24 protein-coding genes are annotated in these 24,767 nt (G+C 60.8%); 13 read left to right on the forward strand and 11 right to left on the reverse strand.

The genetic code is table 11. The features are described 5' to 3' along the window. Nucleotides 1-10: 10 nt before the first annotated feature. Together H4W29_RS33250 and H4W29_RS33255 are read right to left on the reverse strand one after the other, a co-directional pair. The gene (locus tag H4W29_RS33250) at nucleotides 11-640 is read right to left on the reverse strand and encodes a glutathione S-transferase family protein (RefSeq protein ID WP_192733104.1); all 630 of its coding nucleotides are present in this window, start codon (nucleotides 638-640) and stop codon (nucleotides 11-13) included. A gap of 548 nt (nucleotides 641-1,188) precedes the next feature. Further along, nucleotides 1,189-2,400, reverse strand: coding sequence for an NADP-dependent isocitrate dehydrogenase (locus tag H4W29_RS33255; RefSeq protein WP_183746838.1), 1,212 nt, complete (start codon nucleotides 2,398-2,400; stop codon nucleotides 1,189-1,191). A gap of 191 nt (nucleotides 2,401-2,591) precedes the next feature. On the opposite strand from H4W29_RS33255, the gene H4W29_RS33260 reads away from it, so the two are divergent. From H4W29_RS33260 to H4W29_RS33285, 6 genes are all read left to right on the forward strand, one after another. After that, nucleotides 2,592-3,134: a hypothetical protein gene (locus H4W29_RS33260; RefSeq protein WP_192733105.1), complete on the forward strand. Its 543-nt coding sequence runs from the start codon at nucleotides 2,592-2,594 to the stop codon at nucleotides 3,132-3,134. Nucleotides 3,135-3,282: 148 nt separating this feature from the next. Then, nucleotides 3,283-5,319 (forward strand): FUSC family protein, encoded by a 2,037-nt coding sequence (locus tag H4W29_RS33265; protein WP_192733106.1) that lies wholly within the window; start codon nucleotides 3,283-3,285, stop codon nucleotides 5,317-5,319. Between the two features lie 18 nt (nucleotides 5,320-5,337). Next, nucleotides 5,338-6,168 (forward strand): RNA methyltransferase, encoded by an 831-nt coding sequence (locus H4W29_RS33270; RefSeq protein ID WP_192733107.1) that lies wholly within the window; start codon nucleotides 5,338-5,340, stop codon nucleotides 6,166-6,168. Beyond that, nucleotides 6,149-6,952: a glutamate racemase gene (murI, locus tag H4W29_RS33275; protein ID WP_192733108.1), complete on the forward strand. Its 804-nt coding sequence runs from the start codon at nucleotides 6,149-6,151 to the stop codon at nucleotides 6,950-6,952. The genes H4W29_RS33270 and murI overlap by 20 nt, the downstream gene beginning before the upstream one ends. A 96-nt stretch (nucleotides 6,953-7,048) precedes the next feature. Further along, nucleotides 7,049-8,224, forward strand: a complete 1,176-nt coding sequence (locus H4W29_RS33280) for an MFS transporter (protein WP_192733109.1) — start codon at nucleotides 7,049-7,051, stop codon at nucleotides 8,222-8,224. A 109-nt stretch (nucleotides 8,225-8,333) separates the two neighbouring features. Then, on the forward strand, nucleotides 8,334-9,848 hold the full coding sequence (locus H4W29_RS33285; protein ID WP_192733110.1) for an ATP-binding protein: 1,515 nt from the start codon (nucleotides 8,334-8,336) through the stop codon (nucleotides 9,846-9,848). Between the two features lie 6 nt (nucleotides 9,849-9,854). Here H4W29_RS33285 and H4W29_RS33290 read toward each other — a convergent pair whose 3' ends face one another. Next, a complete protein-coding gene (locus H4W29_RS33290) occupies nucleotides 9,855-10,190 on the reverse strand; it encodes a cupin domain-containing protein (protein WP_192733111.1) in 336 nt (111 codons plus the stop codon). Between the two features lie 101 nt (nucleotides 10,191-10,291). On the opposite strand from H4W29_RS33290, the gene H4W29_RS33295 reads away from it, so the two are divergent. From H4W29_RS33295 to H4W29_RS33320, 6 genes are all read left to right on the forward strand, one after another. Next, on the forward strand, nucleotides 10,292-10,822 hold the full coding sequence (locus tag H4W29_RS33295) for a MarR family winged helix-turn-helix transcriptional regulator (protein ID WP_192733112.1): 531 nt from the start codon (nucleotides 10,292-10,294) through the stop codon (nucleotides 10,820-10,822). Nucleotides 10,823-11,020: 198 nt separating this feature from the next. After that, entirely contained in the window at nucleotides 11,021-11,638 is a 618-nt protein-coding gene (gene rpsD, locus H4W29_RS33300) for a 30S ribosomal protein S4 (protein WP_192733113.1), read from the forward strand. 70 nt (nucleotides 11,639-11,708) lie between these two features. Beyond that, on the forward strand, nucleotides 11,709-12,638 hold the full coding sequence (locus H4W29_RS33305) for a glutaminase (protein WP_192733114.1): 930 nt from the start codon (nucleotides 11,709-11,711) through the stop codon (nucleotides 12,636-12,638). Between the two features lie 59 nt (nucleotides 12,639-12,697). Then, nucleotides 12,698-13,564: a tRNA 2-thiocytidine(32) synthetase TtcA gene (gene ttcA / locus H4W29_RS33310; protein ID WP_192733115.1), complete on the forward strand. Its 867-nt coding sequence runs from the start codon at nucleotides 12,698-12,700 to the stop codon at nucleotides 13,562-13,564. Nucleotides 13,565-13,608: 44 nt separating this feature from the next. After that, a complete protein-coding gene (locus H4W29_RS33315) occupies nucleotides 13,609-14,439 on the forward strand; it encodes an inositol monophosphatase family protein (RefSeq protein ID WP_192733116.1) in 831 nt (276 codons plus the stop codon). 17 nt (nucleotides 14,440-14,456) lie between these two features. Continuing rightward, nucleotides 14,457-15,281 carry an inositol monophosphatase family protein gene (locus tag H4W29_RS33320; protein ID WP_192733117.1) on the forward strand — a complete coding sequence of 275 codons (825 nt, stop codon included), beginning with the start codon at nucleotides 14,457-14,459 and terminating at the stop codon, nucleotides 15,279-15,281. Nucleotides 15,282-15,305: 24 nt separating this feature from the next. On the opposite strand, the gene hisC is transcribed toward H4W29_RS33320, so the two are convergent. The 5 genes from hisC to H4W29_RS33345 all read right to left on the reverse strand — a co-directional run bounded on the left by hisC (nucleotide 15,306) and on the right by H4W29_RS33345 (nucleotide 20,048). Further along, nucleotides 15,306-16,364, reverse strand: coding sequence for a histidinol-phosphate transaminase (gene hisC, locus H4W29_RS33325; RefSeq protein WP_192733118.1), 1,059 nt, complete (start codon nucleotides 16,362-16,364; stop codon nucleotides 15,306-15,308). Nucleotides 16,365-16,472: 108 nt separating this feature from the next. After that, complete coding sequence (locus H4W29_RS33330; protein WP_192733119.1) at nucleotides 16,473-17,753, reverse strand: multidrug effflux MFS transporter; 1,281 nt, start codon at nucleotides 17,751-17,753, stop codon at nucleotides 16,473-16,475. 121 nt (nucleotides 17,754-17,874) lie between these two features. Continuing rightward, nucleotides 17,875-19,113 (reverse strand): multidrug effflux MFS transporter, encoded by a 1,239-nt coding sequence (locus tag H4W29_RS33335; RefSeq protein ID WP_192733286.1) that lies wholly within the window; start codon nucleotides 19,111-19,113, stop codon nucleotides 17,875-17,877. Nucleotides 19,114-19,250: 137 nt separating this feature from the next. Then, nucleotides 19,251-19,589 carry a Grx4 family monothiol glutaredoxin gene (gene grxD, locus H4W29_RS33340; RefSeq protein WP_007826252.1) on the reverse strand — a complete coding sequence of 113 codons (339 nt, stop codon included), beginning with the start codon at nucleotides 19,587-19,589 and terminating at the stop codon, nucleotides 19,251-19,253. A 228-nt stretch (nucleotides 19,590-19,817) separates the two neighbouring features. Further along, nucleotides 19,818-20,048: a hypothetical protein gene (locus H4W29_RS33345; protein ID WP_192733120.1), complete on the reverse strand. Its 231-nt coding sequence runs from the start codon at nucleotides 20,046-20,048 to the stop codon at nucleotides 19,818-19,820. A 167-nt stretch (nucleotides 20,049-20,215) separates the two neighbouring features. Between H4W29_RS33345 and H4W29_RS33350 the strand changes: the two genes are divergently transcribed. Then, complete coding sequence (locus tag H4W29_RS33350) at nucleotides 20,216-21,361, forward strand: hypothetical protein (protein ID WP_192733121.1); 1,146 nt, start codon at nucleotides 20,216-20,218, stop codon at nucleotides 21,359-21,361. 135 nt (nucleotides 21,362-21,496) lie between these two features. On the opposite strand, the gene H4W29_RS33355 is transcribed toward H4W29_RS33350, so the two are convergent. The 3 genes from H4W29_RS33355 to H4W29_RS33365 form a co-directional block, all read right to left on the reverse strand. Further along, entirely contained in the window at nucleotides 21,497-21,730 is a 234-nt protein-coding gene (locus tag H4W29_RS33355; protein ID WP_007826248.1) for a BolA/IbaG family iron-sulfur metabolism protein, read from the reverse strand. Nucleotides 21,731-21,749: 19 nt separating this feature from the next. After that, complete coding sequence (gene purL, locus H4W29_RS33360) at nucleotides 21,750-23,984, reverse strand: phosphoribosylformylglycinamidine synthase subunit PurL (RefSeq protein WP_192733122.1); 2,235 nt, start codon at nucleotides 23,982-23,984, stop codon at nucleotides 21,750-21,752. A 143-nt stretch (nucleotides 23,985-24,127) separates the two neighbouring features. Next, on the reverse strand, nucleotides 24,128-24,709 hold the full coding sequence (locus tag H4W29_RS33365) for an acyloxyacyl hydrolase (protein WP_192733123.1): 582 nt from the start codon (nucleotides 24,707-24,709) through the stop codon (nucleotides 24,128-24,130). Between the last annotated feature and the right edge of the window lie 58 nt (nucleotides 24,710-24,767).

Here is a 24,767-nt window from a genome sequence, read left to right on the forward strand (position 1 = left end):
AACGAAATGATCAGGCCGCCTGCATAGCTTTCGCCGCTTCTTCATCCAGCGCCGTTGCCCGCTTATAGGCATCGCGTTCGGAAAGCTGGCCGAAATAATCGACGAAGGCCTGGCGCTTTTCGATGCTGCCGAAGGCAAGACCCCAACCGATATGCGAACCGACATAAACATCGGCAGCGGTAAAGCGCTTGCCGGCAATATAGGGGGAGGCGGCCGAAACCGCCTTTTCCAGCGTGCCCATGACATCACCGAACGAGCCGCAACCTGCCATGCGCAGCCGCTCCTGCGGGATTTCGAAGCCGAGCGCCTTCAAGGTGACGGACGCTTCCAGCGGCCCGGCGGCGAAGAACATCCAGCGGTAATAATCGGCTCGCTCATCCGCCCGCGGGCCCAACCCTGCCTGCGGAAACGTGTCCGCAAGATACGCACAGATTGCCGCGCATTCCGTCACGATCGTCTTCCCATGACAGATCGCCGGCACCTTGCCCATCGGGTTGACGGACAGATAGTCCGGCTCCTTCATCGTCCCGCCGAAGGTCAGGACTTCGGTATGATATGGTACGCCGGTTTCTTCCAGCATCCACCGCGCTATCCGGCCGCGCGACATCGGATTGGTGTAGAAGGTGATTTCCTCGGTCATCCTGCTTTCCTCTCTCCCATGCTTCTTTCGTAGCGCTGGCGCGAGAGATTTCAACCCTTGGAGAAGGCGGCGCCTTCATCGCCGCGCGAGAAATGACCTCTGTCGCCGGCGCTACGTCGGCTCCGGCAGTCCGGCCGGGAAGGGGTCGCCAGCGCTGATTGTAGTGCAGCGTCTGGGTCTCGAGCAAAGCAAGATCAAGATAAAAGACAATCATATCCTGGCCCTCGCGGCGCGCGAGGAGCCTTACAAGCTGCAGGAATTCGGGGACAAAACTCTTCTTGGCCATCAGAACCTCCATGCCTACCTAGAGCGCCGTGCGTCCATTTGGACGCACTAAGGACGCTCTAGTTTTTGAATCTACGCATCAGGCTTTCCGAAAATCGATCTCGATTTTCGGGCCGATGCTGTAGCGAGTTTCTGAATAGGCTTTGCAACTTACGCGAGGCTTACTTTTTAAAGTCGTTGCTAATTTAGGATCCGTGAGCACTGACCGGCAACAAAAAACCCGGCTCGATGGCCGGGTCTTTCGATCTTTATCCTGATAGGGCTCAGGCCATTGCGGCCTGCAGGTTCTGGTCGATCTTGTCGAGGAACGCGGTGGTCGAAAGCCACGGCTGATCCGGGCCGATGAGGAGCGCCAGATCCTTGGTCATGAAGCCGGCTTCGACGGTGTCTACGCAGACCTTTTCGAGCGTGGAAGCGAACTTTGCGAGCTCGGCATTGTCGTCGAGCTTGGCGCGGTGTGCGAGACCACGGGTCCAGGCGAAGATCGAAGCGATCGAGTTCGTCGAGGTTTCCTGGCCCTTCTGATGCTGGCGATAGTGGCGGGTCACCGTGCCGTGGGCAGCTTCGGCTTCAACCGTCTTGCCGTCGGGCGTGAGCAGAACCGAGGTCATCAGGCCGAGCGAACCGAAACCCTGGGCAACCGTGTCGGACTGGACGTCGCCGTCGTAGTTCTTGCATGCCCAGACGTAGCCGCCGGACCACTTGAGAGCAGAAGCGACCATGTCGTCGATCAGGCGGTGTTCATAGGTGATGCCGGCCTCCTTGAACTGATCCTTGAATTCGGTCTCGTAGACTTCTTCGAAGATGTCCTTGAAGCGGCCGTCATAGGCCTTGAGGATGGTGTTCTTGGTCGACAGGTAGACCGGCCACTTGCGCATCAGGCCGTACATCATCGAGGCGCGGGCGAATTCGCGGATCGACTCGTCGAGGTTGTACATGGCCATGGCAACACCGGCGCCCGGCGCGTTAAAGACTTCCTTCTCGATGACCGTGCCGTCTTCACCGACGAATTTGATCGTCAGCTTGCCCTTGCCGGGGAACTTGAAGTCGGTTGCGCGATACTGGTCGCCGAAGGCGTGACGGCCGACGACGATCGGCTGCGTCCAGCCCGGTACGAGGCGGGGAACGTTGCGGCAGATGATCGGCTCGCGGAAGATGACGCCGCCGAGGATGTTGCGGATCGTGCCGTTCGGGCTCTTCCACATTTCCTTGAGGTTGAATTCCTTCACGCGGGCTTCGTCCGGCGTGATCGTCGCGCACTTGATGCCGACGCCGTACTTCTTGATGGCGTTGGCGGCATCGACGGTCACTTGGTCGTTGGTGGCGTCGCGGTTTTCGACCGAGAGGTCGTAATAGTCAATGTCGAGGTCGAGATACGGATGGATCAGCTTATCCTTGATGAGCTGCCAAATGATGCGAGTCATTTCATCGCCGTCGAGATCGGCGACGGGATTGGCGACCTTGATCTTCTTCATGTATCTGCCTCGTAAGCTTAAGAAAGGGACAGCTGTCCCGGGTGGGTGATGTGGGTCCGGAGCGCTATAGCATTGTGAGCCGGGAACGCAAAGCAGAACGGGCAGGGACGCAGCGTTTTTGCCGCCATTGCCAAGAGCGGGAAAATGGCTAACCTCCGCGCCAACAGCCCCCGAGTCCCGGACATTTTGCCATGAAGAAGATCGCCGTTCTGTTTGCCGGCCTCATTGTCGCCCTGTCTGTTGTGCCTGGCCTTTCGCTTGCGGCCGATGCCACTGCGCCGGTCAGGGAAATCATCGATGACACGAAGAAGAACTGGGCGAGCGACGTCAGCGACTGGATCGATATTTTCGAAGAGAGCAGGCTCGTCCGGCTCTACAGCAAGGACTTCGGCGACAAATACAGGGCAGCCGCCAAGAATCCGGCCGCCGACGAGGATGGCATTTCGCCCTTCGACTACGATGTGATCGTCAACGGCCAGGATGCCTGCCCACTGCAGGACCTCTCCATCGAAAGCGGTCAGCCGGCAAACGGCACGACAGAGGTGACGGTGAAATTCAAGGCGGCGACCTGCATGGAAGGCGCACCCAACAAGGATGCCTTCACGACCGTGCGTTTCGAGGTGATTGAGGAAGCGGGCAAACCCGTCATCGACGACATCATGATCCAGGGTGAAGAGGGGCAGGGGCCGATCTCGCTCAAGGAAGCCATGGTGCAAATCGCCAATGGCGAATGACTCCCAAAGAGGTCACCGGCTGGCGACTCCGGCGAACACCATGGCCAATGACACTTGGCGTCATCATTTTGGTGTGATTTGATTTTTGTCGAGGCGGCGGTATCTCGCTCTCGGGTTCGCCACATCCCGCGCATGAGGACTGGCAAGGGTGATTTCCGGCTTTGAGTTCCGAGACTGGCTGCTTGCTAACGACCCGGCGCTTTCGCGCCTGCGCATGGGCACGCGGGTTACATTGTCGATCCTGCTCTCCTTCACGATCCTGCTTTTGATACACTTGCTCATCGTGCCGCTGCCGACCGCCTCCTATGGTCTCGGCATCGTGCTGTCGATCGAAGGCGGAGTCGCGGTGCGTGACAAGGGCTCGGCGAGCCAGCTCGTCACCAGGCTGCTCGGCTGTCTTGCAAGCCTCGTCGTCGTCGGTATCGCGGCGGCGCTGGAGTCGCAGCGCGTTCTCTCGGATTTCGTCTTCCTCTTGGTGATCTTCCTTGCCTCATCTGCGCGCGTCTACGGCCCGCGCGGCTTTGCAATCGGGATGTTCGCCTTCACTTCCTATTTCATGGGCTCCTACTTCCATCCGACGATCGGGGAATTGCCTGTTGTCCTGATCGGCCCTGTTGTCTCGGCGCTCGTCAGCCATTGGGTGAGGGCGGTGCTTCTGCCCGACAATTGGCGCCGCGACTTGCTGCGATCGCTCGAGAGCGTGCGGGGTCGCATCAACCAGATCCTCTTCAAGCTCGCTGCCCTTGCAGCGGATGGAAAGGTCGATGAGGCCGACCGGCAGGAACTGCGCCAGCTGGAGGACCGGCTGAAGGAAGTGGTACTGATGGCCGAGAGCTTCATTCCGCGCCCGCCGGGCGGCGCCTTCGATGGCGCTTCCGCACCGGCCGCTGAACTGGCGATCCGGCTATTCGATGCGCATCTGGCGACCGAAAGCGCCATCGTGCTGAGCTATCAGAGCCCGCCATCCTTTGTACTCGTCCATGCGGTAATCGAGGATGACAAGGCAGTGCTCTCAGCCCAGGAGAAGGCGGTCGCCAATATGGAAGGCCAGCCACAGGGCGAGACGGCGCGGGCGTTGCTCTGGCTGGGTGCCGCACGCCGACAGCTCGCGGAGACGATCGACGCAGGGCGCAGGTCCGACTTTGCCGAGATTGCCTCGGTTGAGGAGGCCAGTCCATCAACGCCGATCGACTTTTCCTTGAAGAACCCGCTGATGCGCTCGGCCCTGCAGATCACGCTCGCGGCGGCGATTGCCATGACGCTCGGGCTGGCGCTATCACGCGAACGCTGGTTCTGGGCGGTGCTGGCATCCTTCCTCGTTTTCAGCAATACCAATTCGCGCGGCGATACCGCCATCAAGGCGCTGCAGCGTTCGATCGGAACGCTGTTCGGCATCGCCTTCGGCCTGGTGCTGGCGACATTGCTGACGCACCATCTGGCTGTCGCAATCGCGGTTTCGATCGTCTGCGTCTTCCTTGCCTTCTATTTCCTGCAGATTTCCTATGCGACGATGACCTTCTTCATCTCGATCGTGCTCTGCCTGGTCTATGGCATGATGGGTGTCCTGACCTTCGACCTCCTCAAGCTGCGATTGGAAGAGACGCTGATCGGCGCGGTGGCGGGAACGCTGGTCGCCTTCCTCGTCCTGCCGGCACGCACACGCGGGACACTCGATACGGCGGTCGCCAAGTGGTTCGACGCCCTGAAGGAGCTGCTGCTGGCGGTATCGGAGAAGAAGAGCCAGCCGGAGCTCATCGTCATCTCGCAGAAGATCGATGCCTGCTATCGCGACATCACGCTTTCAGCGCGCCCGCTCGGCTCGACCTGGTCCATTGTCACCAGGCCGGGACAAATTCGCCAGACGCTGGCGATTTTCCTCTCGGTTACCTATTGGTCGCGCATCCTGGCCCGCAATAATACGGCCGATGCCGTCGACGAGGATCTTAAAGGGCGGATCACCGCAGATATCGGCATACTGGACAGAGTTGCGCCGCGCGGCTCGGAATGTTTCCTCGTCGCCCGCAAGCAAATGCGGCACGTCAGCCGTCACCTGCCGCTGTGGCGGGAAGGGGCGCGGCTCGCCGTCGAAATGATCGGCTCGACCATCGAACGGCTCTATCCGACAGAGACGCAGGACTTGCCGTTTGCGGCCGGCAAAGCTATTGCGCCCGTAAATCAGGAATAGGAAGCACAAATAAGCACCATGGCGGGCACCAACAGCGAGCGTCAACTTCTGGCCGAAGGGCCTGTTATCATTCTGGTCGAGCCGCAGATGGGCGAGAATATCGGCATGGTGGCGCGCGCCATGGCGAATTTCGGCCTTGCCGATCTTCGCCTCGTCAATCCGCGCGACGGCTGGCCGAACGAGAAGGCGCAGGCCGCAGCCTCCAAGGCCGATCACGTCATCGAGGGCACCAAGGTCTTCGCCACGCTGGAGGAGGCGATTGCCGACCTCAATTTCGTCTATGCGACGACGGCGCGCAGCCGCGACAATTACAAACCTGTGCGCGCTCCCGTTTTTGCCGCCGGAAACCTGCGCAGCCGCTTCAGGGCAGGTGAGGCGACCGGCATCCTCTTCGGCCGCGAGCGTTGGGGCCTGACCAACGAGGAGGTGGCGCTTGCCGACGAGATCGTCACCTTTCCGGTCAATCCGGCCTTTGCATCGCTCAACATCGCCCAAGCGGTGCTGCTCATGTCCTATGAATGGATGAAATCCGGCATGGAGGATCTGGAAGCGGTACCGTTCCAGGCGCTGGAGCAGCGGCCCTCCACCAAGGAGCAGCTCTTCGGCCTGTTCGACCAACTGGAAGAGGCGCTCGATTCCCGCAACTATTTCCATCCGCCCTCGAAAAAGCCGAAAATGGTCGACAACCTGCGCGCAGTCCTCTCCCGCCGGGCCTTCACGGAACAGGAAATCAGCGTGCTGCGCGGCGTCATCTCCTCTCTCGACCGCTTCTCGCTCAATAGCCCGCGCAAGGGCGGTTCCACCAGATCCCGCAAGGAAGCGCCCACCGATGACAGCGCCGACGAATGAGCTGAAACCCGTCCTCGTCTTTGATTCAGGCATAGGGGGGCTGACTGTCCTGCGCGAGGCACGCGTACTGATGCCGGAACGCGGCTTCATCTATGTTGCCGACGATGCCGGCTTTCCCTATGGCGGCTGGGAAGAGCAGGCGCTGAAGGAGCGGATTATCGGCCTCTTTGCCAAGCTGCTCGAAGATTACGATCCCGAGGTCTGCATCATTGCCTGCAACACGGCCTTCACGCTTGTGGGTGCCGACCTGCGCGCCGCCTTTCCGCAGATGACTTTCGTGGGCACGGTGCCGGCGATCAAGCCTGCCGCCGAGCGCACGCGCTCCGGCCTCGTCTCGGTGCTTGCGACCCCCGGCACGGTCAGGCGCGCCTATACGCGCGACCTCATCCAGTCCTTCGCGCAGCAATGCCATGTGCGGCTGGTCGGTTCCGAAAACCTGGCGCGCATGGCTGAAGCCTATATCCGCGGTGACGCCGTTTCAGACGAGGCAGTGCTCACCGAGATCGATCAATGCTTTGTCGAGAAGGATGGGCGCAAGACTGATATCGTCGTGCTCGCCTGTACGCATTATCCCTTCATGGCCAATCTATTCCGCAGGCTGGCGCCTTGGCCGGTGGACTGGCTGGATCCAGCGGAAGCGATTGCGCGCCGCGCCCGCACGCTGGTACCGCACGTTGCGGACGCCGTTCATCCTGACAATTTCGACTTTGCCTTCTTCACTTCGGGCAATCCGGATTTTGCCACGCGGCGGCTGATGCAAGGGTTCGGGCTGAGCACACGATAAGGCACTGCGCGCTTTATTTCCCCTGTCTCATCACGCAAGATCCCCGCGGGGAATCGCGAGCGGGTGTTTGGCGCTCAGGATGCAAAGGGGTGCGCCGTGCCGCTACAAAGACTTGTCATGCTGATCTTCTTTCTGCAACCGATAGCCTTTGGCGCTTGGTTGCCGCGCATTCCAGATATCCAGGCGAAGCTCGAACTCGGCACTGCCGATCTCGCGGTAGCCCTTCTGGGATTGCCTGTTGGCACGCTGATCACGCTGCCGTTTGCCGGCCGCGTCGTTTCGCGCATCGGCGGGCGGATGGCGATCATCTATGGGTTCATCTTCTTTCTTGCCGTGGTTTCGCTGCCAGCCTTCGCACCCAGCGCCGCGCTCCTGTTCCTTGCCCTGATGGTCGTCGGGGTCGCGCTTTCGACAGTGGAACTCGGCATGAATGTCGAGGCTGACGTGACGGAGAAGGCAACGGGGCTGATCATCATGAGCCGCTGCCATGGCTTCTGGAGTTTCGGCATCATGGCCGGCAGCCTGATCGGCGTTGGTGCCATAGCGATCGGGCTTTCTCCGCAGTGGTCGATCCTGATCAGTGCGATCGTCATCCTGCCGGTCGCCCTGCTTGCCAGCCTGCGCCTGCCGAAATTGCCTGAAAGTCACCATGAGGAGAATTCGCAGGCAAAGACCGGCTTCAAGCCGCCCAGTCTTGCCCTGCTCGGGATCTGTGCCTTCGTCTTCGGCGTGACCATGACCGAAGGTGCGATCGCCGACTGGTCGGCGGTCTATCTCAGCGATGTCATGAATGCCGCAGGCGCGCAAACCGGCCTCGGTTATTCGGTTTTCGCCTTCATGGTTGCGGCGGGGCGCTTCAGCGGTGATTACATGAAAGGCCGTTTCGGCGCGGTTGCCATTGCCCGCGGCTGCGGCATCGCCTCGCTTGCCGGCATGCTCGTCGTTCTGCTTGCGCCGGCGACGCCGCTTGCCCTGATCGGCTTTGCAGCCGTCGGTGTCGGCGTCTCGGTCGGATTTCCGCTTGCGGTGACGGCCGTCGCCTCACTGACCGACCGACCGCCCGCATCAAGCGTTGCCATACTCTCCTTTGCGGCGCTCAGCGGTTTTCTCATCGGGCCGCCGATCATCGGCTTTCTCGGCGAACTCCTGGGCTTGCGCATGGGGCTCGCGGTCCTGCTGGTACCGCTCTTCGTCAGCCTGCTCTGCACCCGTCTGCTGATTCCGACGCAGAGGGACATGGTGGCCGACCTCGTCGAGCGCGAGGCGGTGTGAAGCCTTATTTCCCAGGGCTGGCTTTCCTGTGGGTTCTTAAAGGTTTGACGACAACAGCGCCTGCGAATCTGCTAGAGACGGGGGCTGGAATTTGTAAGGGGAATTGGACGTGCAGGTTGGCATCGATATGGGAATGGCGTCCGGCAACCCGGCGACGCTCGATATCGAGGAATTGCTGGCGACGCGTCTGCTCGTGCAGGGCAATTCCGGTTCCGGCAAATCGCATCTGCTGCGCCGCCTCCTGGAACAGTCGGCCCAATGGGTACAGCAGGTCATCATCGATCCCGAAGGTGATTTCGTCACGCTGTCCGACCGGTTCGGCCATGTCGTCGTCGATGGCGAGCGCACCGAGGCCGAGCTTGCCGGCATTGCCAACCGTATCCGCCAGCACCGCGTTTCCTGCGTGCTGACGCTGGAAGGGCTCGATATCGAGCAGCAGATGCGGGCGGCGGCGGCCTTCCTCAACGGCATGTTCGATGCCGATCGCGAATATTGGTATCCTGTTCTTGTCGTGGTCGACGAAGCGCAGATGTTTGCGCCCTCGGTCGGCGGCGATGTCTCGGAAGATGCGCGCAAGGCATCGCTCGGCGCCATGACCAATCTGATGTGCCGCGGGCGTAAACGCGGGCTTGCCGGCGTCATCGCCACACAGCGTCTCGCCAAGCTTGCCAAGAACGTCGCCGCCGAAGCCTCGAACTTCCTGATGGGCCGCACCTTCCTCGATATCGACATGGCGCGCGCCGCTGATCTGCTCGGCATGGACCGCCGTCAGGCGGAAATGTTCCGCGACCTGAAGCGTGGCCATTTCGTTGCCCTCGGTCCTGCCTTGTCGCGTCGGCCGCTGCCGATCCAGATCGGCAATGTCGAGACCTCGGCGCGCTCTTCCAGCCCGAAGCTGATGCCGCTGCCGGATTCGCCTCAGGATGTGGAAGACCTGATCTTCACGCCGGATCCGGAGGAGTTCCAGCGGCCGATTGTGCGCCGCGCGCCGCCCGCACCACGCCCGACCACCGATATTCTTGCCGAGTTGTCGCGCTCGACCCCGGCTGCCGCACCGATGCAGGCTTCCGAGCCGCGTATGGCGCAGCCGGAAATCTCCGCCGAGGAGCGCGAGGAGCGGCTTGCCGGCGTGCTCGCCGAAATTCTCGACGATCCGGGCTCCGGCTTCCGCACCGATGCAGTTCTCTATCAGGAATTCCTGGTGCGGGTGCGCATGCGCCGCGTTCCCGGTCCGCCGATGTCGCTGCCGGAATTCCGCCGGCGCGTTGCGGTTTCGCGCTCTGGCGTCGATCCTGAAATGGCGGCAGGGGAGGCTTGGGCGACGGCGCTTTCGCTGTCGAACGGCGTCACCGACGATCTGCAGGGCGTGTTCCTGATGATGGCGAAGGCTGCGATCGGCGGCGAGGCTTGCCCTTCGGACGCCCGTATTGCCCGTGCTTACGGCACCCATTCGGCCCGGCGCGCACGCCGGCTACTCGGTTATTTCGAGGAGCAGGGGCTCATCGTCGTGCACACGGATTTCAGTGGCAAGCGCATCGTTGCCTTTCCGGACCTGCAGGCCGAGACGGCACCGGGCTCGGCCGATGCGCCCGACGGCGATTTTCTGAAGAGCGCTGCCGAATAAACCGCGTCACACCCAGCTCTGGATGATTTCGGGGCTGGCATGGATGCAGGTGAGCTCCAACCGCGTCGTCCCGACATTCTTGAAGCAGTGCGGCGTCTCGGCGTTGACGATGACGATATCGCCGACGTTGGGCTCCAGCGTCTCCTCGCCGACGGTAAAGCGCGCCTTGCCGGAGCGGACGATCCACAATTCCGTATAGGGGTGAACATGCAGGTCCGGGCCCTGGCCGGGCTCATTGTCGATCAGGAAGACCGAGACCGGCGCGCCATAATCGCCGCCCTCGAAACGGATGGTGCGATTGGCGAACTGCTCCTGGCTTTCACGCGGTATGACATGGAACATGATTTCCTCCTTGGATCACGCTGCAGACTTCGCTATGAGTTATCTTCTCGAGAAGATATTCCACCCAATTTATCTTCTCGTCAAGATAGTTTGGAGCCATCATGGAAACGGAAGACCATGTCGACCGGCTGCGTGCCCTCTGGGCGGAGGAATTGCCCGATCTCGACACGACGCCGATGAGCATCCTCGGGCGCATCTACCGGCTCTCCAATCTGGTGCGCCCCTCTATCGAAGCGACATTCGCCGAATTCGATCTCGATCGGGGCGAGTTCGACGTGATTGCGACGATCCGCAGGGCAGGGCCGCCATACCGAATGATCCCGACGGAACTCTACAGCCTTCTGATGATCTCCTCGGGCGGGCTGACACACCGGCTGGACAGGCTGGAGAAATCCGGGCTCATCCGGCGCGAGCGTTCGGCCGGGGACAAGCGCAGCTTCGAGGTGGCGCTGACGGAGGAGGGTATCCGCCGTGCCGAAGCCGCCTTCCGCGAAGACATGAAGCGGGAACTCGGCCATCTCGACGGGCTGGACGAGGACGAGCGTCGGGCGCTGGCCGGGCTCTTGCGCAAACTTGCCGGTTTGCTCGAACGGGCAGGCGAGAAAGGCCCTGCCGCGGCAGATTCTGTTTGACAATCCTGTGACTTATCCCTAAAGACCGCGCCAGCACCGGGCAGCAATGTCCGGTGTTTCATTTGACATGTCCCGTGGATCAGATCCGTTCGCGTAATGGAAAGATCCTGTCGGCTCTCGGAAACGAGATCAAAGGAGGGCGTGTTTCCTTCGTGCGGTTTGGTAACAAACCGTCCTAACACTTTGAAAGGAAATACGATGAGCAAGCGCGAATCGTCCAAGTACAAGATCGACCGCCGTATGGGCGAAAACATCTGGGGCCGTCCGAAGTCCCCGGTGAACCGCCGCGAATACGGCCCGGGCCAGCACGGCCAGCGCCGCAAGGGCAAGCTTTCCGACTTCGGTGTGCAGCTGCGCGCCAAGCAGAAGCTGAAGGGTTACTACGGTGACCTGCGCGAGAAGCAGTTCCGCGCGATCTTCGCTGAAGCCTCCCGCCGCAAGGGCGACACCTCGGAAAACCTGATCGGTCTTCTGGAGTCCCGCCTCGATGCGATCGTCTACCGCGCCAAGTTCGTTCCGACGGTCTTTGCTGCCCGTCAGTTCGTCAACCATGGCCACGTTACGGTCAACGGCGTACGCGTCAACATCGGTTCCTACCGTTGCAAGGCTGGCGACGTCATCGAAGTTCGTGAACGCTCCAAGCAGCTCGTTACGGTCCTGGAATCGGTTTCGCTCGCAGAGCGCGACGTTCCTGACTACGTCGAAGTCGACCACAACAAGATGGTTGCCACTTTCGCTCGCGTTCCGACGCTTGCAGACGTTCCGTACCCGGTTGTCATGGAACCGCATCTGGTCGTCGAATTCTATTCTCGCTAATCAGCGAGAGGCGTTTTCGCATTCTGGAAAAGCCGCCTCTAGGGGCGGCTTTTTCGTATCCGGAGGGAAGATGGTGGATTTGCAGGCAGTCCTCGACAGCATCTACAAGGAGCTGACGCCCCGCATCGGCGAGGGCAAGGTCGCGGATTACATTCCCGAACTTGCCAAGATCGATCCGAACCAGTTCGGCATGTCGATCATTACCGTCGATGGCAAGGTCTACAGCGTCGGCCATGCCGATGTCGCCTTCTCGATCCAGAGCATTTCCAAGGTCTTCATGCTGACGCTGGCGCTCGGCAAGGTGGGCGAGGGGCTGTGGAAGCGGGTCGGCCGCGAACCCTCGGGCTCAGCCTTCAATTCCATCGTCCAGCTCGAGCATGAGCACGGCATCCCGCGCAACCCCTTCATCAATGCCGGCGCGATCGCCGTCAGCGATGTCGTCATGGCCGGCCATGCACCGCGCGAGGCGATCGGCGAACTGCTGCGCTTCGTGCGTTACCTCGCCGACGACGAATCCATCACCATCGACGATAAGGTGGCGCGTTCGGAAACAGCGACCGGCTACCGTAATTTCGCGCTCGCCAATTTCATGCGGTCCTACCGCAATCTCGACCATCCCGTCGATCATGTGCTCGGCGTCTATTTCCATCAATGCGCGCTTTCCATGACCTGCGAGCAGCTGGCCCGCGCCGGCCTGTTCCTTGCGGCACGCGGCGGCAATCCACTGACCGGCCATTCTGTCGTCTCGCCGAAGCGCGCGCGGCGCATCAATGCGCTGATGCTGACCTGCGGCCACTACGACGGATCGGGCGACTTCGCCTATCATGTGGGCCTGCCGGGCAAGAGCGGTGTCGGCGGCGGCATCTTTGCGGTGGCGCCCGGCATCGCCTCGATCGCGGTCTGGTCGCCGGGGCTGAACAAGGTCGGCAATTCGCAGCTTGGCGCCGTGGCGCTGGAGATGCTGGCGGCGCGCACCGGCTGGTCCGTTTTCGGCGATTGAGGCTGGGTAGTACTGATGCTTTCTGCTAGAGAGAGCAGGCATATCGGACGGATGAGACAATGAATATCGCAGCCAATATTGCCGACGATCTGGAAACGGCGGAAGCCGGCATCGGCCATGCGCTGTTTGCCGATGCGCCGCACTCGGTCTCCTTCAACAAGCTGCGCAAGCGCCTGCTGCGGCAGGTGCGCCAGGCCTTCGAAGACTTCGATATGCTCAAAGGCCAGAAACGCTGGCTGATCGGCATTTCCGGCGGCAAGGATTCCTACGGGCTGCTGGCACTGCTTCTCGACCTGCAATGGCGCGGGCTGCTGCCGGTGGAACTGGTTGCCTGCAATCTCGATCAGGGCCAGCCGAATTTTCCGAAGCATGTATTACCGGAATACCTTGCGAAGATCGGCGTCAAACATCGCATCGAATATCGCGACACCTATTCGATCGTGAAGGAGAAGGTGCCGGAAGGGGCGACCTACTGTTCGCTCTGCTCGCGCCTGCGCCGCGGCAATCTTTATCGCATTGCCAAGGAAGAAGGCTGCGACGCGCTGGTACTCGGCCATCATCGGGAAGACATTCTCGAAACCTTCTTCATGAACTTCTTCCATGGTGGGCGGATGGCCGCCATGCCGGCGAAACTTCTGAACGACGAAGGCAATTTGATGGTGCTCAGGCCGCTCGCCTATTGCGCCGAGGACGACATGGCCAGATTCGCCGCTGCCATGCAGTTTCCGATCATTCCCTGCGACCTCTGCGGCTCTCAGGACGGTCTGCAGCGTAATGCGATGAAGGATATGCTCGCCGATATTGAGCGGCGCATGCCCGGCCGCAAGGATACGATGCTGCGCGCGCTGGCGCATGTGAACCCATCGCATCTGCTTGATCCGAAACTTTTCGACTTTTCTGCGCTGACCGTCACCCAAACGTCATAATGGACTTGCTATGAGCCTCTGCAGATCCATGCAACGAGTCCAAAATGATTTTCTCAGACAATGATATAGAGTTTCTCGGCGATTGCCTCCGGCATGTCGCCGAAGAAGAGATCATGCCGCGCTTCCGCAATGCGGCGGCCGCCAATGTTTCCGAAAAGACATCTTCTGTCGACCTCGTCACGCAGGCCGACCTGCGCTCTGAGGCTTACCTTACAGCAGCGATCCGCGAGCGCTTTCCCAGCGCACTCATCGTCGGTGAAGAAGCCTATGAGGCGGATCGTTCCGTCGTGCCGGCACTTGCCGATGCCGATCTTGCCTTCGTCATCGACCCTGTCGATGGCACGTTCAATTTTGCGGCCGGCATGCCGGTTTTCGGTACGATCCTTGCCGTGACGGTAAAGGGTGAAACGGTTGCCGGCATCATTCACGATCCGGTCCTCGGCGACACGGTCGTTTCCCTCAAGGGCGCCGGCGCTTTCCAGCAGAAGCGCAATTGCGAACCTGTCCGCCTCAAGGTCGCGGAACCTCTGGAGCTGAGCCGAATGATCGGCGCCATGGCCTGCAGCCATATGGAAGAGCCGGATCGTTCGCGTGTTGCCGCCAATATGGCGAAGGTCAAGATGACCTTCGCCTTCAATTGCTCGGCCTACGAATATTGGATGGTGTCCTCGGGCAAGCTGCATTTCATCGGCCACCCCAAGCTGATGCCGTGGGATCATCTGGCCGGCGTGCTGACCCATCAGGAAGCCGGCGGGCATACCGCCAAATTCGACGGAACGCCCTACAGGCCCGGCGAGATTTCCGGCGGCATCATCTCCGCTCCCGATAAGGAAAGCTGGCAGATGATCCGAAACGAGATCGTCGGCTACCGATAAATCGAAAGGAACCCGCCATGACGACTGCCATAGATACGATGAAGCTTGCCGATCTCCTGCGGCAGGCAGCGAAAGCCGAGATCCTGCCGCGCTTTCGCCGACTGGGCAGCAGTGATGTGCGCGCCAAGACGGAAGCGACCGACCTTGTCACCGAGGCCGATGAGCAGGCCGAAAGAATGATGAAAGTCGAGGCCGCGCGCCTCTGGCCGGAGGCGCTCTTCATTGGCGAAGAATCGGTTGCCGCCGATGGAGCACTTCTGGACAAGCTTGAAGGTGCCGATCTCGCCATCGTCGTCGATCCCGTCGACGGCACCTTCAACTTTGCTTCGGGCATTCCGGCCTTCGGCGTCATGGCATCGGTGGTTTCCAAGGGCGAGACGGTTGCCGGCATCATCTATGATCCGATGGGCGATGACTGGGTCATGGCTGAGAAGGGTGGCGGCGCCTGGCTGCGTCGGCCGGATGGCGAAGCGCAGCGGCTGCGAGTGGCAGAGCCTGTCGCGCTCGATCAGATGGTCGGCATGGCCTCCACCGGCTACCTGCCGCAGGAAAAGCGCGCCGAGATCCTTGGCAATCTCGCCAAGGTTCGCTTCCTCACCAACTACCGCTGCGCGGCACATGAATACCGCACCTTTGCCGGCGGCCATGTGCACTACCTGATGTACAACAAGCTGATGCCCTGGGATCATCTGGCCGGCACGCTGATCTGCCAGGAAGCCGGCGCCTATGCCGCCCGGTTCGACGGTTCGGCCTATCTGCCGCATCATGTCACCGGCGGGTTGCTGATTACGCCGGACAAGGACAGTTGGGAAATCTTCCGCCGCGAGGTCGCGACGGTTTAAGCCTGAATTGGCCTGAGTTCGAACTCAGGCCAATATCTGTTTCAATGCATCAAGGAGCTTGTCGCATTCGGCATCGGTGCCGATCGTGATGCGCAGGAAATCCTGGATGCGCTGCCCGCGGAAATTCCTGACCAGGACCGCACGCTTGCGCAGCTCCGCAGCCAGTTCCGCGCCGCCGCGGGTGCTGTGGCGAGCGAAGGCGAAATTGGCGGAGGAGGGCAGAACCTCGAAGCCGAGCTCGCCGAGGGCGGCGGTCAACCGCTCACGGCTTGCGACGATCAGCGCGCAATGTTTCTCGAACCAGTCCTGATCCTCCCAGGAGGCCAAGGCGCCGGCCTGCGTCAGCCTGTCCAGCGGATAGGAATTGAAGCTGTCCTTGACCCGTTCCAGCGCATCGATCAGCGGCCGCTGGCCGACGGCGAAACCGACGCGCAGGCCGGCAAGGCCGCGCGATTTGGAGAAGGTCTGGACGACGAGCAGGTTCGGGTATTTCCGCACGAGCGGAATGGCGCTCTGGCCGCCGAAATCTACATAGGCTTCATCGACGACGACGACCTGATCCGGATGTTCCTGTAACAGCGCCTCGATCGCCGCAAGCGGCAGTGCCGTGCCGGTCGGCGCGTTCGGGTTCGGCAGGATGATCGCGCCGCAGGGCTGGCGGTAGTCCGTGATGCGCACCTGCATCTTCTCGTCCAGCGGGATCTCGCGGAAATCGATGCCGTAGAGACCGCAATAGGTCGGGTAGAAGCTGTAGGTGATATCGGGATAGAGCAGGGGCAGCTCATGCTTGAGGAGCGCCTGGAATGTGTGGGCCAGAACCTCGTCCGAGCCATTGCCGACGAAGACTTCGCCAGGATCGAGATCGTGGCTCGAGGCAATCGCCTGGCGCAGTTTCAGGCCCGTGGGCTCGGGATAGAGCCGCAGCGTGTCGTTGACGGCTTCCGAGATTGCCGCCAAGGCACGCGGCGACGGGCCATAAGGATTCTCATTGGTGTTGAGCTTCACTAGTCCCTCGATGACGGGCTGTTCACCTGCCACGTAAGGCGTCAGGAATTGAACAAGGGGGCTCCAGAAACGGCTCATCGTGTACTTCCGGTCAAAGGCATGTCGGGAACGGCTGCGAAAACAAAGGCCTAAAGCGTCGCAAGCGAAGCTGAAAGATCGCTGCACGCTTTAGGTCTCCAAGCAGCATTACATGTGAACGGCGCCGGGGTCGAGTTGCGGGCTGTCGCCGGGATGGGTGAACAGCTTGCCCTTTTCGGCCCAGAGAACCATGACGACGGTGACGGCGCCGAAGAGCGCGAAACCGCCGAACAGCGGCTGGACCGTACCGTTGAACAGCTGGCCGACGCCGCCGCCGAGGAGGGCGCCGAAAGTTGTCGACACGAAGCCGGTGACGGCCGTTGCCGTCCCGGCGAGATTGCCCATCGGCTCCAGGCTGATCGCGGTAAAATTGGTGGCGATGACGGCAAACATCATCAGCAGGATCGAGAAGAGCGCGTAGGAGAAGGCGAAGGAGGGCGTGCCGCCAAGTGCCGCGACAAAGCCGATCGCCGAAACGATGGTGAAAAGCAGCATGGCGGCATGCGAGATGCGGCGCATGCCGAAGGTTCGCACCAGCATGCCGTTCAGGAAATTGGCAACGGCGATGCCGCCTGCCGTTGCGGCAAAGGCGATCGGCAGCCAGTCGCCGAGGCCGTAAACCTCACCGAAGACCTGCTGAACCGAGATCACATAGGCGCTGATGACGCCGGTAAACATGGTGAGGCCGATCATGTAGCCGGAGGTGATGCGGTTGGTCAGAACCGTCTTGAAACCATCGGCAACGGCGCCAACGGACAGCGGAATACGCTCTTCCGGCGGCAGCGATTCCTTCAGACGCAGAAGCGCCCAGACGAAGAGGATCGTCGCGACGATGCCGAGCAGGATGAAAATCCAGTTCCAGTGCGCGTAGGTGATAATGAGCTGGCCGACAGAGGGGGCGACAATCGGCACGATCATGAAGACGATCATGACATAGGACATGACGCGCGCCATCTCACGGCCGCCGAAGCAATCGCGGACGATCGCCATGGTGGTGATGCGCACGGCCGCGCCGCCGATGCCCTGAACGAAGCGCATGATCAGCAGCATTTCGAAACTGCCGGTGGCCGCAGCGGCAAACATGCCGACCATGTAGCAGGCAAGGCCGCCAAGCAGGATGTTGCGGCGGCCGAAGGCATCCGACAGGCTGCCGAAAATGATCTGGGAGGCGCCGAAGCCCAGGAAGAAGACGCCGATGACAAGCTGCGCGTCGTTGTTGCTGGTGACACCCAGCGAATGGCCGATATTGGGCAGCGCCGGCAGCATGCTGTCGATTGCCATGGCGATCGAGGCAGTCATGATGGCGATGGTCACCACGAATTCGACAAAGCCCATGCCGATGCGGGCAGAACCCTGGTTTTCCGTATGTGGTTTGTGCGTCGGAGTCATTCGAATCCCCCTGAATGACGGAAGAGCGGCCGCAGACGCGGCCGAATTTAATGTGGAGGACGGCGGAGCCCCTACCATGACGTTCCGCCGCTGATGTATGTGACAGCGTCAATCAGCTGGTTCAGTGATTGAAGCTTGAAAGAGATGTGTCCTGCGAGAGCGGCGCGTGCTGTGGTCTGAACAGACGCCCCTTTTCGGCGATCAGCACGAAAACAATGCCGATCAGCGAGACGACGAAGTAGCCAGCGATCATCGGCGTTGCCGTGCCGTCAAAGGCCTGTCCGACGATGGCTCCGATCAATGCGCCGCCGATCGTGCTCATGAAGCCGATCACCGAGGAGGCGGTGCCGGCAAGATGACCGAGCGGCTCCATGGCGAGCGAGTTGAAGTTGGAGCCGATCCAGCCGAATTGGAACATGACCAGTGCAAAGAAGATGATGAAGATCACGAAGGGCATCGGCTGCGGGCCCGATATCTGCACCATCAGCCAGATGAAACTTAGGAAACAGAAGCCGAGGATCGAGGCGTGCGACAGGCGGCGCATGCCGAAGCGGCCGACCAGCTGCGAATTGATGAAGGACGAGAAGGCCATGAACAGCGCCACTCCGGCAAAGGCGACGGGCATGTAGACGCCGAGCCCGTAGATGCCGACATAGATCTGCTGGGCAGAGTTGATGAAGCCGAACAGCGCTCCAAAGAGGATCGTGCTGGCAATGGTGTAACAGAGAGCGATGCGGTTGGAAAAGAAGATCGCAAAGCCCTGCGCCACCGAGCGGACCGTGAACGGACGGACGTTGGCGGGATCGAGCGTTTCCGGCAGGCGCAGATACATCCACGTGCCGACGGCCGTCGCCATGGTGCCGATAAAGACGAAGATCATGTGCCAGGTGCTGACGAGCATGATGATCTGGCCGCTGCCCGGCGCAATGACCGGCACGACCATGAAGACCATCATGATGAGCGACATGACTTCCGCCATCTGCCTTCCGCCGTAGACATCGCGGACGATGGAGATAGTAATGACGCGGGTGGCGGCCGAACCAAGACCCTGGATGAAGCGCAGTGCCAGAAGACCAGCAAAGGTCGGGACCACAGCGATGCCGAAGGCGGCAATGACATAAATGCCGAGGCCAATCAGCAGCGGAACACGGCGGCCGAAGCGGTCGGAAAGCGGGCCGTAGAAAAGCTGGGCGAGACCGAAACCGAAAAGATAGGCGGAAACGACATATTGGCGATGATTTTCATTCTCGACGCCGAGGCTGGAACCGATCTGCTGCAGTGCGGGCAGCATGATGTCGATGGCCAGCGAGTTGACTGCCATCAGGAAAGCCGCAAGCGCGATAAATTCCAGCTTGCCCATGGGCAGCCGACCCGCGGACATGGCTTGTGATGAATCTGTCACAATGAAATTCCCATAAACAGGTCAAGGCGCTGCTTGGCGCAGCGCCTCGAACTCAAGATATAGATTTGGAAACCGGACGGACGCCCGGTGACCGATCAGGCGACGGCGGTCTTAATGGTGACGCCGTTTTCCTGGAGATGCTGCTGGAGCTCACCGGCCTGGAACATTTCCCGGACGATGTCGCAGCCGCCGATGAACTCGCCCTTGACGTAGAGCTGGGGGATCGTCGGCCAGTTGGAGTAATCCTTGATGCCCTGGCGGATTTCCGAATCGGCGAGCACGTTGATGCCCTTATAGTCGACGCCGATATAATCGAGAATCTGGACGACCTGACCGGAGAAACCGCACTGCGGAAACTGCGGCGTGCCCTTCATGAAAAGGACGACGTCGTTGCTCTTGATCTCGTTTTCGATGAATTCGTTGATACCGCTCATAGGGACCTAATCCTTTCAACAGGCGGGTTAAAGGCCCACCGTTTCAATCGTTCCCTTTAGATAGCATGCGGACGGCGGAATTCCACCCGCCAAAACCAAAAAAAGACCAATCCGCGACACTTAGCGGCGCAGATTGTTGCCTATGCGTTACGCCCCATTGCGATAGACCTTGATCCGTTCGATCTCGCTATCGGTGAAGTGGCCCTGCAGTTCTCAGTGAAGGAGGCTTTAGGCGCGGCGCTGCCTGCTGCGGCCTGCTGCCGTGCGGCGCTTGCTGACCTGCTTGCGGGCGGGCTTGCGAGTCGCCGGCGTTGCCTTGCGGGTGGTGCGGCCGGCTGTTGCAGACGCTGCCTTGCGGCGCTTGCGCTTGGTAGTGGTACGGCCCGTGGTCTTCTTCAGGATTTCCTTCAGCACGCTACTGACGACGCCTGACACCAGTTCATTCACGAGATTGGCCACAAAATTCCCCTTAATCCTATCGAAACGCACCTTACCCCATTGAATTCCGGAAGAGTTCGCTTAGCAAGACGGCTCGAAGGTTTTATCCGGTTTTTCGCCGTATTTTCAGGCGAACCCGTCAGTCGAGCAACGGCGATCACAACACGCCGGAAAGAAGAAAAAGACTTATGAAACTCGTCGAGAAGCGGGTCGTTCTGCATTTCCCCGGATTTGAGCCGTTGGACGGAAAAGCGCATCAGGCGCGGTATGAGCGTACCGCCCGGCAGAGTGCATCCGTGTGGGGATACCAGGTTTCAACGGGTGCGGCTGGCGAGGGGGATTATGTTTCCTTCGATGTCGACACCGGCGCCGACGGCTGGCAGACGCAGACGCGTGTGCATGTCTTCGACCATAACGACCTGGTGCAGCTGCTGCGCAAGGGCAATACGGCAAGTCGGATCGCCTTGGGCTTCAAGAGCTTCTGGCAGGTGGTGCGCGAGGGCGGCATGGCCGGCTATTTCCGCCATGCCTGGCGCTTTGGCCTCTTCTTCATCTTTCCCTTCCTGCTGACGGCGCTCGCAATCATCATCACGCTGCAGATCCTGACGCTGCATTACTGGCTGGGGCTTCCCGGCTGGCACATCGGCTGGAGTGCGCCGCTGGCGGCCATCTTCTTCATCTTCGGTTTCCTGCCGTTCTCGGAGCGTTTCCACACGCTACATCTTTTTGCCGACTGGGAAATGGCCGTGGCGCTGGCACGCATGGACAGGCCTGTTTTCAACGACTGGCTGGAGCAATGCGCGACGTCGATGCGCTCAGCGCTCAACGAGGAGGCCGATGAATATGTCATCTCTTCGCACAGCATGGGCTCCAGCGTCGCGGCCCATGTCGTCGGCATTCTCTTGGAGCGGGAACCGGATGTCTTCAAGGGCAAGCGTGTGGTCTTTGCGACGCTCGGCTGCGCAATCCTCCAATGTGCGCTGATGTCGTCGGCGACGCTCCTGCGCTCGCGCGTCGGCCTGATCGCCCGCTGCCCTGACATTTTCTGGCTGGACGTGCAGTGCCTGACGGACTCGATCAACTTCTACAAGGTGCCCGTCGTCAGCGTTTCCGGCCATGCGGATGCGCCGCAGGCGAGCATGATCCATATCCGCGTGCGGCATATGCTGACGCCTGAACATTACAAGAAGATCCGTGGGGATCAGTTACGTGTGCACCGCCAATATGTGCTGGGGCCGGACATGAAATCAGCCTTCGATTTTACGCTGCTGACGGCTGGCCCGATGCCGGCATCGGTCTTTGCCGATCCCGAGCAGGACAAGCTGCCGGCCTGAGAGTTCAGCAGTGATGAGGCGAGGTGGCGTCGATCGCTTTCGAGCCGATCGCTTCCGTCTCGAAACAAAAAGACCCGGCGGAAGAAGCCTTCCAACCGGGCCTGTTCAGATCTTCACTCGGCCGAAGCCAGCATTTCAATCCGGCGCCGAGGTCTGCAGGGCGAGGGCGTGCAGGATGCCGCCCATATTGCCCTTCAGCGCCTCATAGACCATCTGGTGCTGCTGCACACGGCTCTTGCCGCGGAAGGCTTCCGCAACGACTTCGGCGGCGTAGTGATCGCCGTCGCCTGCCAGATCGCGGATCGTTACCTTGGCACCGGGAATCCCGGCCTTGATCATGTCTTCGATATCGCCGGGTTTCATTGCCATGATCGTTACTCCTTGCGCATCATTCCGCAGCGACAAGCTCGCCGCTGTTATCCATGAAATCAGGGAACCACGATTCATGGGCATCGCGCAATTGCTGAATCGGCAGCGCAATCAGATCGTCGATGACGAGGGCATCGCCCTTGATAGTGCCGAGGCGGCGGAAGGGCACGCCGGCGCCTTCTGCATTGGCGCAGACGAAATCGGCGACGTCATCAGGAACCGTCAGCACGTAACGCGCCTGATCCTCACCGAAGAGCAGGGCATGCGCAGCACCCTTGCCTTCGCTGAGATCGATCTTGAGGCCCTTGCCTGATGCCATCGCCATTTCGGCAAGCGCCAGCACGAGGCCGCCGGAGGAAATGTCGTGGCAGGCGGTCGCCTGGCCGTTGCGGATGACCGAGCGGACGAAATCGCCGTTGCGGCGCTCTGCGAAGAGATCGACCTGCGGAGCCGGACCTTCGGTGCTGCCGACGATGTCGCGCAGATAGACGGACTGGCCGAGATGGCTGCCATCAGCGCCGATGAGCAGGACCTTGTCGCCGTCTGCAGCGCCGCCGATGCGAGCCATCTTGCGCCAGTCGGGCATCAGGCCGACGCCGGCAATGGTGGGGGTCGGCAGGATCGCGACGCCGTTGGTCTCGTTATAGAGCGAGACGTTGCCGGAGACGATCGGGAAGTCCAGCGCGCGGCAGGCTTCGCCGATACCCTTCACGGCGCCGACGAACTGGCCCATGATCTCGGGTTTTTCCGGGTTGCCGAAATTGAGGTTGTCGGTCGCAGCCAGCGGCTCGGCGCCGGTCGCGGTAATGTTGCGCCAGCATTCGGCAACCGCCTGCTTGCCGCCTTCGAAAGGATCGGCCTCGACGTAACGCGGGGTGACGTCGGAGGAGAAGGCGAGCGCCTTCAGCGGATGGCCCTCGACGCGCACGACCCCGGCGTCACCGCCTGGGAGCTGCAGGGAATTGCCCTGGATCAGCGTGTCATACTGTTCGTAGACCCAGCGGCGGCTGGACTGGTTGGCGGAACCGACGAGTTGCAGCAGCGCTTCGTTGTAATCCTTGGGCGCGGCAACGAGATTGGCGGGCAGGGGAGCGCGCTTGTCGGATTCGCGCCAGGGACGGTCATATTCCGGAGCCTGGTCGCCAAGATCCTTGATCGGCAGGTTTGCGACTTCCTCGCCCTGATGCATGACGCGGAAGCGCAGATCATCGGTGGTCTTGCCGACAACAGCGAAATCGAGGCCCCACTTGACGAAGATCGCCTTGGCTTCCTCTTCCTTCTCCGGCTGCAGCACCATGAGCATGCGCTCCTGGCTTTCCGACAGCATCATCTCGTAGGCGCTCATCCGCTCTTCGCGCACCGGCACCTTGTCGAGTTCGAGCAGGATGCCGAGATCGCCCTTGGCGCCCATTTCGACGGCCGAGCAGGTGAGGCCGGCTGCACCCATGTCCTGGATGGCGATGACGGCGCCGGTCTTCATCAGTTCGAGGCAGGCTTCGAGCAGGCACTTTTCGGTAAAGGGATCGCCGACCTGAACAGTCGGGCGCTTCTCTTCGATCGACTCGTCGAATTCGGCCGAAGCCATGGTGGCGCCGCCGACACCGTCGCGGCCGGTCTTTGCGCCGAGATAGACGACAGGCAGGCCGACGCCCTTGGCTTCCGACAGGAAGATGGCGTTGGACTTGGCAAGGCCGGCGGCAAAGGCGTTGACGAGGATGTTGCCGTTATAACGGGCGTCGAATTCCACTTCACCGCCGACCGTCGGAACGCCGAAGGAATTGCCATAGCCGCCGACACCTGCAACGACGCCGGCAACCAGATGGCGGGTCTTCGGATGATCCGGTTCGCCGAAGCGCAGCGCGTTCATGGCAGCGATCGGGCGCGCGCCCATGGTGAAGACGTCGCGCAAGATGCCGCCAACACCGGTCGCAGCCCCCTGATAGGGCTCGATATAGGAGGGGTGGTTATGGCTCTCCATCTTGAAGACGACACAATCGCCGTCATCGATATCGACCACGCCGGCATTTTCGCCCGGGCCCTGAATGACGCGCGGACCCTTGGTCGGCAGCGTGCGCAGCCACTTCTTGGAGGATTTGTAGGAGCAGTGCTCGTTCCACATGGCCGAGAAGATACCGAGCTCGGTAAAGCTCGGTTCGCGGCCGATCAGATCCAGAATGCGCTGGTATTCATCCGGCTTGAGGCCGTGTGAAGCGATGAGTTCCGGCGTGATCTGGATAGTGTTGGGAATGGTCATGAGCTCTCGAAAGTCCCTGCCTAGCGCGTTTTGCCGTGTCTTTAGCCTATGTAAGAACTATGCGCGATAGGAAAATGCCTGCCGTCAACAGAGGGCAGGCATCATAAGCTTTTTACAATAGCGGTGTGAGAGGCAAAGCCCCGTCAGAATTTATAGCCGACCATCAGCCCGGCGCGGGTCATGCCGTCGTTCGGGGCGTCGCAAAGGTTGGCATTCGAGGAATGGGCGAGCTGCGCTATGACATTCCAGTTGCTGTTGAAGCGATAGCCCGCGCCGAGATATTCGTGGAACAGCACACGACAGCCGAGGTCGGGATGATCGTCGTCATCGCGAAGCTCGCCGGTGTGGATGACGCCGCCGAAACCGGCTTCAGCGAAGATCCTGTCGCTGAGGTCGACCGTCCAGGTAAAACCGGCGAAGAACTGTGTGGCTTCACCCGCCGTGCCGATCGAAGTGCCGACATGGACGCGCGGATGCATCAGCTGCTGCTTCCAATCGGTTGCCTGCTCAAAACCGAAGGGATCGAAAAGGGCCGTTATTTCGGGAAAAACGCCATCTTCATGCGAATGGCCGCCCTGGACGGAAGCGGATGCGCCGAAGCGCAATTCGTCGAAAATCTTGTCTCCTGCTTGTGCCGAGGATGATATTCCCAAGCAGCTGACAAATGCTGCTACCGACGCGATACTCGACATGCGCAGCAGGAGTAAACGGAAATCGGATTTCATCTGCTGTCCCTTGATTCCCGCCCGACCAGCGGAGTGGGCAAGAGGTAACATGCAGGTC

Origin of the sequence: Rhizobium viscosum (assembly GCF_014873945.1) — a bacterium.
GTDB lineage: Bacteria > Pseudomonadota > Alphaproteobacteria > Rhizobiales > Rhizobiaceae > Rhizobium > Rhizobium viscosum.

Bases quoted from the DNA above. Each gene is read 5' to 3' on its own strand.
- rpsD (WP_192733113.1), top strand. From the start codon at position 11,021: ATGAGCAAGCGCGAATCGTCCAAGTACAAGATCGACCGCCGTATGGGC.
- ttcA (WP_192733115.1), top strand. From the start codon at position 12,698: ATGAATATCGCAGCCAATATTGCCGACGATCTGGAAACGGCGGAAGCC.
- H4W29_RS33330 (WP_192733119.1), bottom strand. From the start codon at position 17,753: ATGACTCCGACGCACAAACCACATACGGAAAACCAGGGTTCTGCCCGC.
- H4W29_RS33255 (WP_183746838.1), bottom strand. From the start codon at position 2,400: ATGAAGAAGATCAAGGTCGCCAATCCCGTCGCCGATCTCGACGGCGAT.
- H4W29_RS33320 (WP_192733117.1), top strand. From the start codon at position 14,457: ATGACGACTGCCATAGATACGATGAAGCTTGCCGATCTCCTGCGGCAG.
- H4W29_RS33250 (WP_192733104.1), bottom strand. From the start codon at position 640: ATGACCGAGGAAATCACCTTCTACACCAATCCGATGTCGCGCGGCCGG.
- H4W29_RS33260 (WP_192733105.1), top strand. From the start codon at position 2,592: ATGAAGAAGATCGCCGTTCTGTTTGCCGGCCTCATTGTCGCCCTGTCT.
- H4W29_RS33365 (WP_192733123.1), bottom strand. From the start codon at position 24,709: ATGAAATCCGATTTCCGTTTACTCCTGCTGCGCATGTCGAGTATCGCG.
- H4W29_RS33295 (WP_192733112.1), top strand. From the start codon at position 10,292: ATGGAAACGGAAGACCATGTCGACCGGCTGCGTGCCCTCTGGGCGGAG.
- purL (WP_192733122.1), bottom strand. From the start codon at position 23,984: ATGACCATTCCCAACACTATCCAGATCACGCCGGAACTCATCGCTTCA.
- murI (WP_192733108.1), top strand. From the start codon at position 6,149: ATGACAGCGCCGACGAATGAGCTGAAACCCGTCCTCGTCTTTGATTCA.
- H4W29_RS33355 (WP_007826248.1), bottom strand. From the start codon at position 21,730: ATGGCAATGAAACCCGGCGATATCGAAGACATGATCAAGGCCGGGATT.
- H4W29_RS33350 (WP_192733121.1), top strand. From the start codon at position 20,216: ATGAAACTCGTCGAGAAGCGGGTCGTTCTGCATTTCCCCGGATTTGAG.
- hisC (WP_192733118.1), bottom strand. From the start codon at position 16,364: ATGAGCCGTTTCTGGAGCCCCCTTGTTCAATTCCTGACGCCTTACGTG.
- H4W29_RS33290 (WP_192733111.1), bottom strand. From the start codon at position 10,190: ATGTTCCATGTCATACCGCGTGAAAGCCAGGAGCAGTTCGCCAATCGC.
- grxD (WP_007826252.1), bottom strand. From the start codon at position 19,589: ATGAGCGGTATCAACGAATTCATCGAAAACGAGATCAAGAGCAACGAC.
- H4W29_RS33335 (WP_192733286.1), bottom strand. From the start codon at position 19,113: ATGGGCAAGCTGGAATTTATCGCGCTTGCGGCTTTCCTGATGGCAGTC.
- H4W29_RS33270 (WP_192733107.1), top strand. From the start codon at position 5,338: ATGGCGGGCACCAACAGCGAGCGTCAACTTCTGGCCGAAGGGCCTGTT.
- H4W29_RS33305 (WP_192733114.1), top strand. From the start codon at position 11,709: ATGGTGGATTTGCAGGCAGTCCTCGACAGCATCTACAAGGAGCTGACG.
- H4W29_RS33315 (WP_192733116.1), top strand. From the start codon at position 13,609: ATGATTTTCTCAGACAATGATATAGAGTTTCTCGGCGATTGCCTCCGG.